The 13,764-nt window shown below is 59.7% G+C and carries 10 protein-coding genes and 1 pseudogene; 6 read left to right on the top strand and 5 right to left on the bottom strand.

Going from position 1 to position 13,764, the window contains the following annotated elements:
• Positions 1–37 precede the first annotated feature (37 nt).
• Positions 38–628 (bottom strand): phosphatase PAP2 family protein, encoded by a 591-nt coding sequence (locus ACSOSP_RS08900; protein ID WP_455310673.1) that lies wholly within the window; start codon positions 626–628, stop codon positions 38–40.
• 98 nt (positions 629–726) lie between these two features.
• Positions 727–1,803, bottom strand: coding sequence for a GlxA family transcriptional regulator (locus ACSOSP_RS08895; RefSeq protein WP_455310672.1), 1,077 nt, complete (start codon positions 1,801–1,803; stop codon positions 727–729).
• Between the two features lie 977 nt (positions 1,804–2,780).
• Between ACSOSP_RS08895 and ACSOSP_RS08890 the strand changes: the two genes are divergently transcribed.
• From ACSOSP_RS08890 to ACSOSP_RS08870, 5 genes and pseudogenes are all read left to right on the top strand, one after another.
• Positions 2,781–3,779 carry a GlxA family transcriptional regulator gene (locus tag ACSOSP_RS08890; protein ID WP_455310670.1) on the top strand — a complete coding sequence of 333 codons (999 nt, stop codon included), beginning with the start codon at positions 2,781–2,783 and terminating at the stop codon, positions 3,777–3,779.
• A gap of 132 nt (positions 3,780–3,911) precedes the next feature.
• Positions 3,912–5,432: a mannose-1-phosphate guanylyltransferase/mannose-6-phosphate isomerase gene (locus ACSOSP_RS08885; RefSeq protein ID WP_455310669.1), complete on the top strand. Its 1,521-nt coding sequence runs from the start codon at positions 3,912–3,914 to the stop codon at positions 5,430–5,432.
• A gap of 60 nt (positions 5,433–5,492) precedes the next feature.
• Positions 5,493–5,659 (top strand): annotated as a pseudogene (locus ACSOSP_RS08880) (sugar transferase); the annotation flags it as partial.
• A 19-nt stretch (positions 5,660–5,678) separates the two neighbouring features.
• Positions 5,679–6,860: a polysaccharide biosynthesis/export family protein gene (locus tag ACSOSP_RS08875; RefSeq protein WP_455310667.1), complete on the top strand. Its 1,182-nt coding sequence runs from the start codon at positions 5,679–5,681 to the stop codon at positions 6,858–6,860.
• A gap of 81 nt (positions 6,861–6,941) precedes the next feature.
• Positions 6,942–9,173: a polysaccharide biosynthesis tyrosine autokinase gene (locus tag ACSOSP_RS08870; RefSeq protein WP_455310666.1), complete on the top strand. Its 2,232-nt coding sequence runs from the start codon at positions 6,942–6,944 to the stop codon at positions 9,171–9,173.
• A gap of 197 nt (positions 9,174–9,370) precedes the next feature.
• Here ACSOSP_RS08870 and ACSOSP_RS08865 read toward each other — a convergent pair whose 3' ends face one another.
• Both ACSOSP_RS08865 and ACSOSP_RS08860 read right to left on the bottom strand, forming a co-directional pair.
• A complete protein-coding gene (locus ACSOSP_RS08865; RefSeq protein WP_455310664.1) occupies positions 9,371–9,517 on the bottom strand; it encodes an MFS transporter small subunit in 147 nt (48 codons plus the stop codon).
• Positions 9,518–9,550: 33 nt separating this feature from the next.
• Positions 9,551–10,948, bottom strand: coding sequence for an L-lactate MFS transporter (locus ACSOSP_RS08860; protein ID WP_455310663.1), 1,398 nt, complete (start codon positions 10,946–10,948; stop codon positions 9,551–9,553).
• 817 nt (positions 10,949–11,765) lie between these two features.
• Here ACSOSP_RS08860 and ACSOSP_RS08855 point away from each other — a divergent pair.
• Positions 11,766–12,587 carry an alpha/beta fold hydrolase gene (locus ACSOSP_RS08855; protein ID WP_455310662.1) on the top strand — a complete coding sequence of 274 codons (822 nt, stop codon included), beginning with the start codon at positions 11,766–11,768 and terminating at the stop codon, positions 12,585–12,587.
• A gap of 44 nt (positions 12,588–12,631) precedes the next feature.
• Here the strand turns inward: ACSOSP_RS08855 and ACSOSP_RS08850 are convergent, their stop codons facing one another.
• Entirely contained in the window at positions 12,632–13,741 is a 1,110-nt protein-coding gene (locus tag ACSOSP_RS08850) for an MraY family glycosyltransferase (RefSeq protein WP_455310660.1), read from the bottom strand.
• Between the last annotated feature and the right edge of the window lie 23 nt (positions 13,742–13,764).

Genomic DNA, 13,764 nt, shown 5'->3' with positions numbered 1-13,764 from the left:
GTTCTGCAGGTTTCAAGCTCGGCGACATCCGGCCAGACTAGAATTCAAACCAGCTGCACAGCCACGGCGAGTACATCACGAGCATCTGCTGGATCGGCGCGTGATGGCCGTATGCAATGGTCGACATCGCGAGCAGGCCGAGTCCGGCAAAGATCGAGCCCGGCATCCTGCGTGGCTGCTTGAAAAAGCGTCGCAGAAAGAACAGGGCGATGCCGCTGCCGAGAATCCATCCCGCTACCACTTCGCTCGGCGTGTGCGCTCCATCGGCCACGCGGCACACCCCGATCAGCGCGCCCAGCGCCAGCCCCGACACCGCACCCAGCCGATACCACTTCACGTTCCTGCTGCCGGCGAGCAAACCGAACGCGACGCCCCATACGGACGACGTCAGCATGGTGTGCCCGCTGATCATCCGGAAATCGATTGAACGCACTTCGATACCACAGCCGGCGTAAAGGATCTTGGTCGCGCCCACCAGGGCGAGGGCGGCTGCAAGTGATGCCACCCAGATCAGCGCTTCGCGCTTGTCGCTTGTGCCCAGCCATACCGCGCAACCAGCCGCGATAGGCAGCGTCAAGCCCGCGTCGCCAAAATTGGTGATCCAGCTTAAATCTGTAATGCCCGTCATCCATCCCCCGAAAAGCGCGACAAGCACAGCCGCGGCGCAAAGCGCCGCGGCTGTGCTTGTCGCGCTGTGAATACTGCTGAAATTATTGGCCTGTTACGTTACTGCTCGGCGGCTTTCCTGCGCCCGGCCAACCGATATTCGGACGGCGAAATGGCGAGCCGCTTGCGGAATATTTTAGCCAATCCATCGCCGCTACCGGCACCGCACCGGCGCGCGATCTTGTCGACCGGAAGGTCGGTCGCCGCGAGCAGCATACAGCTCGCATCCAGCCGCGCGCGCAACAAATATTCCGACGGTGTCAGTCCGATCTGGGCTTTGAAGCAGCGCAGGAAATTTCGTTCGCTCATGGTGGCGACATTTGCCGCATCGGCGATCGAAATCCGGTGGACGTAATTTTCGCGCATCCAGCGCGCGGCCGCGTCGATCTTTTGACGAACCCCGCCGGCTTCGGTGTCGTCGAGCATCGACGAGAGCTTCGGCCATGCACCCGGAACGAACCGGTCCGATACTTCTCGTGCAATCGCCGGCCCGTGATCGCTCTGGATGATCGATAGCGCAGCCGCGATCGGACCCTTGGGATCGTTGAGCGCGAGCGTTTGTCCCGCGAAAAAGAACGAACTCGCCAGCGCGGACGCAACGGTCGGACCCTCGAAGTCAGTCGCGCGATTGTGTGGTGAAAGATTAGCTGCGGACAGAATCTGCGATCCTTCGCCGATGGCCTTCACGAACGAGATGTTCGACGCGACACGGGACAGGCGTTTCAGCAACTGCTGATCGAGCTTGGCGTGCTGCGCGCCTTCACCACCCGCGATGAACAGTGCGTCGCAATCGCTCATCCATTTCGTATCGAGACTTTCGGTCCAGATGCGCATGGAGCAACTGCTTGCGACGCTGCCGCCATCGCTCGATAAGAACAGCAGCGAGTAGTTGAGATTGCCAGGATCTTTCTCCGTCGGCGGCTGAAGTTCATTCGCGAGCGCAAACACCTCGGAGATCGAACTCACTTCGATGAGGGAAAAATCTTCAAAGATCAGGACACCGATGCGCCTGGGCGTCGATCTCGTATCCGACGCTCTATTGAATTCGCCTGCCTGGGTCGAGGCGACCGGCGGGGCCATGCTGACGTCGGCCGAACCCGCGATGTGGAGTCGGCCCGGCTGGTTTGCGTGTTCCATCGACTCTTCTCCGTTGTCGATTCCGCGCGGCGGGAATCTGTGTCGCATGCGTCGCACTATACGCGGCGGGGGTAAAGAGAGAGTGCACCCGGCTGAAAAGCGCGAGATGTTGGCAGATGTCTTCGGTATTCGAGTAATAAGCTGGAGGAAATCGCGAGGCGTCAGTCCAAACCAGGGCGCGCAACCTGTGCTTCCCAGGTCAGGCAAAACGGATCTCACGCCCCGGTGGCGCTATGATTTTTTGCCCGCCTTGGGCGGGGCTATTTTGGATGCGCCGAGCATGCGCGACAGCTTGGGGAAGGCCCCTGTCCAATCTAAATACATTCGCTTCAACTGATTAAATCGAATAATCGAACGCATTATTAAACAGCATAATCAGAGGCGTGTATGTGCGCTCGCCAACATTACCTGAATACTTTTGTTAATCTGCACGCCAAACCGAAGCATCAATTGCCTGCGTTTGCCATTTTAACCTCGCTGCTGCACCCATAACAGATAGTGCCCCGATAGTTTATCGACCACGCGTTTCTGACAGGTCGTTGATGTTTCGGAAATGTGATATTGCGCATCCAACGAGCCTTCTCTGCTCCTCCCATGATTCGGGTACATCGCCAAAGCCTTGTCGGGCGGGACTTTAAGCCGTTCGGGCAGGGTTTCGCGTGACGCTCGACACCTCCGTCAAGTACGCTCGATAAGCACTGCCGGTTCGCCTCGACATACTCTGCCAGTGAACCATTTAATCTAAAAGATCGTAAATCCCATCGATGCAAGCGCAATGCTCGGCAGCAATCTTCGTTTGAATGATGGGAAGGACACGCATTGAGTAGATTTGAAATGGCGGCGTCGAGATTTTTCCGGCAACATTCTCGCTACATTCCGTCACGACAGCCTAAACGCTTATGAGGACGTCCATGATGCACCGCAATGAAAATTCGTGTCCGGCCTCAATGGGTTCGTTAAACTTGCAGGGAAACGCCATGCCATACGCCAATGCAGAACCCGCTGTCGTGGGGAGGCTGCAACCTGTGACTACCATCTTCAACGCTCAGGTGCACCGGATAGCAATTGTCCTGTTCGACGGCTTTTCGTTGCTCAGCGCAGGCTTCGTGGCAGAGGTCTTTCATATAGCCAATGAACTGGCGGGATCCAAGGCTCGACACGACTGGACCTACGACGTGCGGTTTCTTTCCGCGGACGGGGGCAACGTAGCCTGCTCCTCCTCGGTAAGCGTCTGGACCGATGGACTCGACGCGCGCCACTACGGCGGCTTTGACGCGCTCTTCGTGGCCGGTGGCAAGGGCGCCGATAGCGCCGCAGGCGACGAGCGCATCGTGGAGTGGCTAAAGCGCGTGCGTTCCAACACGACCTCGGTCATGTCGATTGCCGAGGGCCGCAAGGTGCTGGACGCAGCCGGTATTGGCCACGCCCGGGTGTCGCAGATGAAATTCGGCCATTCGATGACGAGCCCGATGCGCGACGAGCTCTGGAGCGAATCCAGCGATCGCTATGAATCGATGAAGGGCGCGCTTCTGCTGATCAAGCGTGATCTTGGCGTCGAGATCGCTCGCGGTGTCGCGGAACGCCTGATGCCGGGTTGGACCACCAAACTGGCGCCGCTGTTATGCGACAACGGCACGGCTTCTGCAGGTGACAAGATCCGCACGGCGGCGCGCTGGCTGCAGGACAACTGCGAACGGCCCATCTCGGTAGTGAATGCGGCACAAGCGGCCGCCATGAGCGAGCGCAACTTCCTGCGCTGTTTCAAGATCGAGACGGGCACTACGCCTTCAGATTACCTGTTGCAGGCGCGCCTGGCCGTCGCCTGCACCCTGCTCACCGATTCCGAATTGCCCGTGGACAAGATCGCTCGCCGCAGCGGCATGGGCAACGGCGACCGGCTTGCCAAGATCTTCCGCAGGCGCCTCCTGATTTCGCCGACCGAATACCGGATGCAAAGCCGCGGCAACGGTGGCTGAGGCCACTGCAAATATTGATTGTCTTGATCACGTGCGACGAGCGAACCATGCGGATTGAAAGGCCCGCGCTCGACAACCAACGCCAACAGTAGCGCCCGGCATCCGGGCCAACCAGAACATAGGATAACTAATATGGATACCCATGTAACGCAAAGCCTCGGCGACGTAACCGGCGTGACGAACCCCTCCGGGATCGCAACGACTTGCCGGCGCCTCGTCCAGGTGATCCTCGCGGGCGGCTCGGGCACTCGGCTCTGGCCCATGTCGCGCGAGCAGTTCCCGAAACAGCTTATCGGCGTGATGGGCGCAGAGTCGTTGCTGCAGTCCACCGTGCAGCGCATGAAAGGCTTTCCGCAAGAGTGGGACGTGGTGGCGGAGTCGGTGATCGTGTGTGGCGAGGAGCATCGCGTTGCGACGGACGATCAGGTTCGCGAAAGCGGCGTGAAAGCGCGCATCGTGGTGGAACCGGCACGCCGCGACACGGCGCCCGCGCTGACGCTTGCAGCGTTGACCGCCTGCGCGGACGGCCAGGACGCCATCCTGATCGCCATGCCGGCGGATCACGCCATAGCGGATGTCCCGGCGTTGCACCGCTCAATTGCGATTGCGGCGCGTCATGCGCAAGCGGGCCATATCGCCACGCTTGGCGTGCCCCCCACGCGTCCCGATACCGGCTTCGGCTATATCGCTCTCGGCGAGCCGCTTGCCGACGGAGCCTATGGGATTGACCGGTTCGTCGAAAAGCCGGTAGCCGAGCTTGCGGCGCAATACGTCGCAGCCGGCACCTACTGGTGGAACAGCGGCATTTTCGTCGTGCGTGCATCAGTGTGGCTTGCCGTGCTCGAGCAACTGCAGCCAAATATGTACGCGGCATGTGTCGCGTCGCACGAACAAGCTGATTTGTCTGGTGGATACTTGCGGCCAGATGCAGTCCAATTCGGCCAGTCTCCATCGGACTCCATCGACTACGCCGTGATGGAGCATCTCGGGGCCCCCGATTCGCCCTTCAAGGGTGTAGTTGTTCCGCTGGAAGCCGGCTGGTCGGATCTCGGCTCGTGGGACGCTGTGTGGGACGCATCGGACAAGGATGAATCGGGCAACGTGGCGAACGGGCGAGTGGTGTTCGAAGGCGCAACAGCGACCTATGCGCGCTCGGAAGGCGGACGGCTGGTGGCCTGCGTTGGCACGCAGAACCTGATCGTGGTGGAGACCGACGACGCCGTGCTGATTTGCGACCGCTCGCGGGTCCAGGACATCAAGGGGCTGGTTGCGCGCATCAAGCAACAGAAGTCGCCGGAAGCCGATAACCACAGAAAGGTTAGGCGTCCGTGGGGTTTTTACGACTCGATCGATCGTGGCGAGCGTTTCCAGGTGAAGCGCATCGTGGTGAATCCGGGCGGCCGGCTCTCGTTGCAAATGCATCACCACCGGGCCGAACACTGGACCGTCGTGTGCGGTACGGCGCGAGTGACGCGCGGTGAAGAAGAATTCCTGCTGAGCGAAAACGAATCGACTTATATCCCGCTTGGCATGTTGCATCGTTTGGAGAATCCGGGCTGCGTACCGCTCGAGATCATTGAAGTGCAGTCCGGCAGTTACCTTGGCGAGGACGACATCGTTCGCTTCGACGACAAGTACGGCCGTTGCGGTTGAGCGCGGCCAGAAGGTCCTGGCCAAGGTCATCAGCCGCTGTTGCATTGAAGCAGGCATGGCGGCCAGGCCCAGGCCGACGGCTCACCGGGCAAGACTGATCCGATCGAAAAATGGAGGGGACGCGTTGCGCACGATTTGTAGTAGTCAGGAACTGGTCTTTCGGACTTGATATGAAAATCATCTTCGCAACGATCCTTAAAGGCTTATGCCACACCAATGCTTATTGAAAGTAGGAGGACGACCATCATGAACAGCGAAAAACAATCCGGCGTTTTCACGTCGAACAAGAACAGCCATGGCGTGCCTGTAACGCGTGTGGGCCTTTCCCTGCTGCTCGCCGCCATGGTTTCAGCCTGCGCGTGGGTACCCGGCCAGCATATGGCGATGCCGCCTTCGCTGCCGGTCACCACCGCGGATAACGGCGATGTGACGAGCGACGTGCAGGTTCCGGTCAAGCAGATCGACCTGACGCTGATCCGCCAGATCCATGCTGCCGAGAAGAGCGGCACGCAGGCGACGGCCGATCTCAACCTGTTCGCCAAGCCGACCGCCTACAAGGTCGGGCCGGGCGACGTGCTGCAAATCACGGTCTGGGATCACCCGGAGCTCGCCGCAGCAGTCGGCCAGACGGCGGTGAACACGCGGGTCGCGGATGCGGCGCCGGGCTTTGTCGTCGATGGCGGCGGCAACATTCAGTTTCCCTATATTTCCAAGCCGATCCATGCAACCGGCAAGACGCCCGATCAGCTCCAGCGCGAGATCTACACGGAACTCAGCAAGGTGTTCGTGAAGCCGCAGGTTACCGTTCGCGTGGAGTCGTATCGGGCGTCGCAAGTGTACGTAGACGGCGATGTGAAAACCCCGGGAGCGCAGTCGATCAACGACATTCCGATGACGCTGACCGAGGCCGTCGGCCGGTCAGGCGGCTTCATGCCGACTGCCGACCAGAGCCGCGTGGTAATCACCCGTAACGGCACGAGCTACCCGGTGAATGTCGCGCAGATGCTCAAGGCCGGCAAGAACCCCTCCGAAATCGTGCTGCAACCGGGCGACATGCTGCACGTGAGCTCGCGCGACGAAAACACGGTCTACGTGATGGGCGAAGTGGTCAAGCCCACGGCCGTGACGCCGCTGCGCGACGGCACGCTCACGCTTGCCGAAGCGATCTCGCAGGCGGGAAACCTGAGTCCGACCAGCTCCAACGCCAGGCAGCTCTTCGTGATCCGCCAGGTGCCCGGCAACGAGCCGGTGATTTACCACCTCGACGCAAAATCACCCGTGTCGATGATTCTTGCGAACCAGTTTCCGCTCGAGGCGAAGGACGTTGTCTATGTCGACAACAGCGGGCTCGTGCGTGCCAGCCGCGTTCTGGACCTGTTGTTGCCGGCCATCAACGCTGGCTTGACCACGGCAGTCATCACGAAGTAATCCTGTGAGTCAGGTCCGGCGCGCGACCCGCGCCGGACCTGCAATTGTTCGCGATTGTTCGTTTGAGTGAGCGATAAAAAAATGGCCATGAACTTTGAAAGCCGCTACACGGACGTAGTGTCGACGAGAAAGAGATTCCGGTTATCCGACTATCTCGCGGCCATCGTGAGAAGCTGGCGGATCATTGTCATGGCCGCGCTCATTGGCGGGTTGGCGGGCGCGGGCTATGCCTTTTTCTCGTCGCCCGTCTACAAAGCCGACGCGATCATCCAGGTCACGGAACCGAATTCGCAAAACAATGACGGTGGCAACGCCAATGCGGCGCCGGCGGGGTCGCAGATGTCCAATTCGCGCTCGACGACGGCGGCCGAGATCGAGTTGCTGCGCTCCCGGGCCAGCATCGAGGACACGGTAAAGAAGCTGCATCTTGATATCGCGGCGCGCCCGCATGACTTCCCGCTCGTCGGTGCAGCAATCAGCGGCTTTATCCACGCACGCAACGGCCAGCCGCTCGCTACCTGGTTGTCGGGCTTCGCCTCGGGCGCCGAAGACATCTCCGTGTCGAAGTTCGACACGCCAAAAGGGCTCTACAACAAGAATTTGACGCTTACCGCCACCGGCGATGGCAACTATGTGCTGGTTGACCCGGACGGCGTCGAGGTCCTTCGCGGCAGGGTAGGCCACGAAGCAAGCGGTGCGAGCACGGCCGGTGAGGTGACGCTGCTGGTCGACAGGATGACGGGCAAGGCCGGTTCGAAGTTCGATCTGTCGCGGGCTTCCACGCTGGATACGGTGGCCGCACTTCAACGCCGCTTGTCAGTCGTTGAAACTGCGTTGCACTCCGGGGTTGTCGCGATGAGCCTGGAGGGTCAGGATAGCGAGCTGACCGCGAAGACGGTGAACGATATCGTCAGCCGTTTCGTGCAGCAGGATCTCGATACGCGGTCCGTCGAAGTCGGTAAGACACTTGCGTTCCTTGAGCAGCAACTGCCGCAGGCGCGTGCACAACTGCATGCGGCCGAGGCAAGCTACAAGGCGTTCCGCAGCACGTCAGGCGCCGTCGATGTGAACGAAGGCAGCAAGCTATTGCTGCAGCAGGCGGTCGACAACAAGTCGAAACTGCTTGGGCTGCAGCAGCAACGCGCGGAACTCTCGGCGCGCTTCACGTCGAGCTATCCGGCGGTGGCCGCACTCGACGCGCAGATCGCCGAGGTGACGAAAGCGCAAGCAGCACTGACAAAAAGTTTTGCGGTATTGCCGGACACGGAGCAAGACGCGGCGCGCCTGTTGCGTGATGTCCGTGCCAACACGGAGCTCGTCGCCAATCTGCAGAACAAGACTCAGGAACTGCGTATGGCGAAGGCCGGCCAGGTGGGCAACGTGCGCGTGGTCGATTACGCCGAAGCGCCTGACAGCCCGGTCCGCCCGAAGCGCCTGACAGCAATACTCATGAGCACCGCCGGCGGATTGCTGCTTGGCCTGCTCGTGGCCTTTGCCCGCAAGTCGGTGTATCGCGGTGTCGAACGTCCGGAAGAAATCGAGGACGCAGTCGGTGTGCGGGTGTTCGCCATCGTGCCGCGCAGCACTCAGCAGCTTCGCCTGCAACAAAAGGTCAGTACGCGCACTCTGGGGCTTCACGTGCTTGCCTCGACGTCGCCCGAAGACGTTGCAGTCGAAGGGATGCGCGGCTTGCGGACCTCGCTGCAACTGCAGATGGCCGATTCTCGCAACAACGTGCTGATGCTGACGGGCTCGCGTCCGAATGCCGGCAAGTCGTTCGTCTCGGTGAACCTGGCGACACTCGTTGCATCGACGAGAAAACGCGTCCTGCTAATCGACGGCGATATGCGTCGCGGCGATGTGCACTCGCATTTCGGCGTGCGTCACGCACCTGGTCTGTCTGACGTTCTGATGGGCTCGGATATTGAAGCGGCGGTGCTGCACGACGTGTCGCCCGGCGTGGACCTGCTGACAAAGGGTTCGTTGCCGGTCCATCCGTCGGAGCTCCTGATGAGCGACCGTATGCAGGAGGTGCTGGATTTCCTCAAGTGCCGGTATGACCTCGTCATCATCGACACCCCGCCAGTTCTCGCTGTCACGGATTCCACGCTGATCGGCAGGCACGCCGGCACGAGCTTGCTGGTGGTGCGGCACGGATTCAACCAGGTGGAAGAGATAAACGAAACGGTGAAGCGCCTGAATCTCGGCGGCGTGAACATGAAGGGCATCTTGCTGACTGACGTACCGCAATCGAAACTGATGTCGGGCAGCGCATATACCAGCTACTACAACTACGAAAGCATTCCGGGGTGACGTCGGCGCCCAACACGGTGCACACGCCGTGCACTCTCCAACACGCGAGACACCGCAGAGGTCGCAATGCGGCTTCGGTTTCCAAGAGTTTGTAAGCGCATCCAGGAACATAAGACTGAATGAAAAACGCCGGCTTTAGCAGAGCCGGCGTTTTTTTGTTTAATCGACGCAATGCAATCGCGCCGATGCCTTCAGCTTCAATGAAACAGCTTGGTCGCCTGGACCAGGGTGTTGATCACGCCCCATCCAAGCGGCACGATTGCATAGATCCAGAACACGCCGAGCAGCAGCTTGTTGGTCGGATGCGCATCCGGCTCGCGGTTCAGGTTGGTATGGGTGTTCATCGCATTCTCCGCGTTAGAGTAGGTTCAGTGGATTCAGTCTGCCGCGAGTGCGGACGCGCTCATGTGATGTTTCTCGTGCACGCGCTTCACCAGCAAATTGCAGATGAAACCGATCACCAGCAGTCCTGCCATGATGTGCAGCGTCGTGGTGTAAGCCTCCGCCTTGACCACGCCGTGCGCCACTTCATACGCGCGAATGTAGTTCACCAGCACCGGACCTGCGACACCGGCCGCAGCCCACGCGGTCAGCAACCGTCCATGAATGCCGCCCACGAATTTCGTGCCGAACATATCGGCGAGATACGCCGGAACGGTCGCAAAGCCACCGCCGTACATGGACAGGATCACGCAATACGAGAGCACGAAGAGCGCGACGTTGCCGCTCTGCGCAAATTGCGGCACCAGCAGATACAACGCCGCGCCGAGCACGAAGAACACGAAGTAGGTGCTCTTGCGCCCGAGCCAGTCCGACGCTGATGCCCACACGAAACGGCCGCCCATATTGAAGAGCGAAAGCAGTCCGACGAAACCGGCCGCGGCGCCTGCCGTGATCGATGCCTTGAAGCTTTCCTGGATCATCACCGACGCCTGGCTGAGCACGCCGATCCCGGCCGTCACGTTGAGGAACAGCACCAGCCAGATGAGGTAGAACTGCGGTGTCTTCAACGCTTGGTCGATATGCACGTGATTGCGCGTGATCATCTTGTTGCCGTTGGCTACCGGCGGCGTCCAGCCTGCCGGCGTCCAGTTCGGACGCGGGACACGGATAGCGAGCGCACCGATTGTCATCGAGATGAAATAGACAACGCCGAGCACCACGAAGGTCTCGGTCACGCCGTTGCCGGTCGCGCTCTTGAAGTGGTTCATCAGCGCCACCGAGGCAGGCGCCGCGATCATTGCACCGCCGCCAAAGCCCATGATCGCCATGCCGGTCGCCATGCCGCGCCGGTCAGGAAACCAGCGGATCAGCGTGGACACTGGCGAGACATAACCTAGCCCGAGCCCAATCCCGCCAATCACACCGTAGCCGAGGTAGACGAGCACGATCTGATGCAGATGCACACCGAGCGCCGCCACCAGGAAACCGCCGCCGAAGCAGCACGCTGCCGTGAACATGGTGCGCCGCGGCCCGACCTTCTCCAGCCATTTGCCGGCGAATGCCGCCGACAACCCGAGAAACACGATGGCGAGAGAAAAGATCCAGCCGAGCGTGGTCAGCGACCAGTCGTCCGGGGCCGATTCCGTGATGCCGATTACCCGCGTGAGCGGCGCGTTGAAAACGGAAAACGCGTAAGCCTGGCCTATGCACAGATGCACCGCCAACGCGGCGGGTGGCACCATCCAACGCGAAAATCCAGGCTTTGCGATGGTTGCTTCTTTAGAAAAAAATCCGGGTGTACCGGTAATTGGGCTGCCGGTTTGCGAGCTCATTCTGGGTCTCCAGGCTGGTTTATTTGCGCTGTTTATCGTTTGCTTTTTTTATAGACGAACTTCAATAGGCTCTTGGCAGCGCTGCCGAGAAGCCGCTCAATCGTCATGGCGTGGTTTGTACGAGTAAGGGATAAAACGGAGGAGAATATATGCAGTTCTTTTTCATAATGTTAACCTGACGACGCATGTCCACCACCATAGTTAAGGCGTTGCATAGTTGCAATAGGATATCATCAGACATAAGTAATTGTACTGATAGGGCAATCCTTGTTTTCACGTAAGGAAATCCTTTCTTCTGCTTCTCCCGGTCGTTCTGAATGAGTAAAAACAGGAATTTTCAATAGTCTTCAGGCCTACACGGGTAATAAGCTCTATAGCATTGGCTTTCCGCCGGAATAAACCGAACCCGTCTATCCGACCGATTAATTCGCGTTTCCCCCGGGAATTTCACCCACTGCTGCGCGCATAAAACATTCCCAAAACCATTGGGAAAAATCAGTAAAGCGTCGAGGACCAAGATGTGGGGGGCGGCATGCCGATCACCGACGATCGGATGATTTCAGCAAGCCTTTGCGGTGCGGCTTTCGTCGCCTAACCTGTACGAGCATCCGCGTTCTGGACCGGATTCGGATCAATTTTCTCGCCGTTTCATACGATCAATCGAAGCTTGAAGAAAACATCGGGACGTCGCATGAAAGGCGCAGGATTTGCATGGCGGAGGTACGGCAAACCTTCGCCAACCCCCACGCGTTGCACCCACGCCGAGGGCAATGGACCGTGGACGTGGCGCGTTATCTCACCTTAAGGAGCACGTTCGATGAGTACGATCAAGACGAAGGACGGCACGGAAATTTTCTACAAGGACTGGGGTACCGGCAAAACGGTAGTGTTTTCGCATGGATGGCCGCTGGATGCGGACGCGTGGGACGCGCAGATGTTGTTCCTGGTCCAGAAGGGTTACCGGGTCATCGCGCACGACCGGCGGGGACATGGGCGTTCAGGCCAGCCTGGCCAGGGCAACGACATGGACACCTACGCCGACGACCTGGCCGCGGTGCTCGACGCACTGGACGTGAAAGACGCCATGCTGGTGGGCCATTCCACGGGCGGCGGCGAGGTCGCGCGTTATATCGGGCGGCATGGGACGCAGCGGGTATCGAAGGCCGTGTTGATCGGGGCCGTACCGCCGATAATGTTGAAGACGGAAGCCAACCCGGGCGGCCTGCCGAAGGACGTATTCGACGGAATCCGCGCAGGCGTTGTAGGCGATCGCTCGCAGTTCTACAAGGATCTGGCGCTGCCGTTCTTCGGCTACAACCGCGATAACGCCAAGAAATCCCAGGGCGTCATCGATACATTCTGGGCGCAGGGAATGCTGGGCGGGATACTGGGGCACTACTTGTGCATCAAGGAATTTTCAGAGGTCGATTACACGGAAGACCTGAAGAAATTCGATGTGCCGACCCTCATCCTGCACGGCGATGACGACCAGATCGTGCCCATCGATGCAGCCGGAAAACTGTCGGCGAAGATCGTCAAGAACGCGACGCTCAAGGTGTACCCGGGCGGCGCGCACGGCATGTGCGTGGTCGAGGCTGACAAGGTGAACGCGGACTTGCTCGAGTTCTTGTCGAGCTAAAAGAAGGGACGCGCCGGCCTATGAAACCGCCGGCGCGGCAACGGCTACTTCTTCACCGGATGAGCCCGCCGGAACACCATCCATCGGGGCGATTTGAACCGGACGATGCTCACGTAAAGCCATACGTAGGTCATCGCAAACACCACGACGAAGCAGAACAGATGCAATGTGTGCCGCCAGAACAGCGTGGCGGGAATCACGGCAACCAGGCACAGCAGCCACAGGTACGGCGACGTGAGCGAATTGCGCCGCGTGATTTCGCGTGCATTCTGCGCACCGACCGCCCAGCGCATGAGGCGCTTGTACACCAGCATATGCAGATGAACGCCATCGGGAATCCCGGGCGAGATCCCGCGAACAAACTTCTTCCGATAGATCGAGAAACACGTCTCGAAGATCGGGTACATGAACAGCAACACCGGAAACCACGCTGACACATCGCGATTGCGCATCACGAGCATGATGGACAGCTCGGCCAGCATGAAGCCGATGAAGTACGCGCCGCCATCGCCGAGAAAGATCAGCCCGGCGGGGAAGTTCCAGATGAAAAAGCCCATCACCGCGCCCATCATGATCAGCGAGGCGGACAACACCACCGGGTCGTGAACCTGGAACGCCACGTACGCGAGCGACGCAAACATCATGAACGCGACCATGGACGCGAGCCCATTGAAGCCATCGATGATATTGATCGCGTTGGCCAATGCCGCCACCGCCACCACGGTCACGAGACACGAGATAACGCCGTAAGTCAGCAGGAAGTCCAGCGGCGGAACGCTGATACGCGTGACCGCAATCCCGAGCAGGAAGTAAGCAAGCGCGGCTGCGGCCATCGTGCAAACGAGGCGTACAACCGGCGTGACGCGCTTGGTCAGGTCCTCGACGAGGCCGGAGAAAAAAGCCGGCATTCCGCACGCAACAATGGCGAGGATTCCGCTTGAGACGACGGGATAGGTCCATCGAAGCTGCACCGCCGAGACGGCGAGTCCAATCAGGATTCCGACCCCGCCGATGCGCGGCACGGACCGCGCGTGAAACTTCTGTACGCCGGCAAAATCGCTATCGCCGGAGAGGCCTTCGTGCAAATGGGCAAACCGCACGATCAACAGCGTGATGAATAGCGAAACGAGAAAACCGAGCGCAAAACTGAGCATGAAAAATAACCACTAGAAAGAAC

The organism is Caballeronia sp. KNU42 (assembly GCF_053760385.1).
The sequence above is the reverse complement of the archived record's forward strand: the minus strand, read 5'-3'. Positions and strand labels throughout refer to the sequence as shown.

Excerpts from the sequence above, each read along its gene's own strand:
- ACSOSP_RS08860 (WP_455310663.1), bottom strand. The coding sequence starts at position 10,948 with ATGAGCTCGCAAACCGGCAGCCCAATTACCGGTACACCCGGATTTTTT.
- ACSOSP_RS08895 (WP_455310672.1), bottom strand. The coding sequence starts at position 1,803 with ATGGAACACGCAAACCAGCCGGGCCGACTCCACATCGCGGGTTCGGCC.
- ACSOSP_RS08870 (WP_455310666.1), top strand. The coding sequence starts at position 6,942 with ATGGCCATGAACTTTGAAAGCCGCTACACGGACGTAGTGTCGACGAGA.
- ACSOSP_RS08865 (WP_455310664.1), bottom strand. The coding sequence starts at position 9,517 with ATGAACACCCATACCAACCTGAACCGCGAGCCGGATGCGCATCCGACC.
- ACSOSP_RS08855 (WP_455310662.1), top strand. The coding sequence starts at position 11,766 with ATGAGTACGATCAAGACGAAGGACGGCACGGAAATTTTCTACAAGGAC.
- ACSOSP_RS08900 (WP_455310673.1), bottom strand. The coding sequence starts at position 628 with ATGACGGGCATTACAGATTTAAGCTGGATCACCAATTTTGGCGACGCG.
- ACSOSP_RS08890 (WP_455310670.1), top strand. The coding sequence starts at position 2,781 with ATGCCATACGCCAATGCAGAACCCGCTGTCGTGGGGAGGCTGCAACCT.
- ACSOSP_RS08875 (WP_455310667.1), top strand. The coding sequence starts at position 5,679 with ATGAACAGCGAAAAACAATCCGGCGTTTTCACGTCGAACAAGAACAGC.
- ACSOSP_RS08885 (WP_455310669.1), top strand. The coding sequence starts at position 3,912 with ATGGATACCCATGTAACGCAAAGCCTCGGCGACGTAACCGGCGTGACG.
- ACSOSP_RS08850 (WP_455310660.1), bottom strand. The coding sequence starts at position 13,741 with ATGCTCAGTTTTGCGCTCGGTTTTCTCGTTTCGCTATTCATCACGCTG.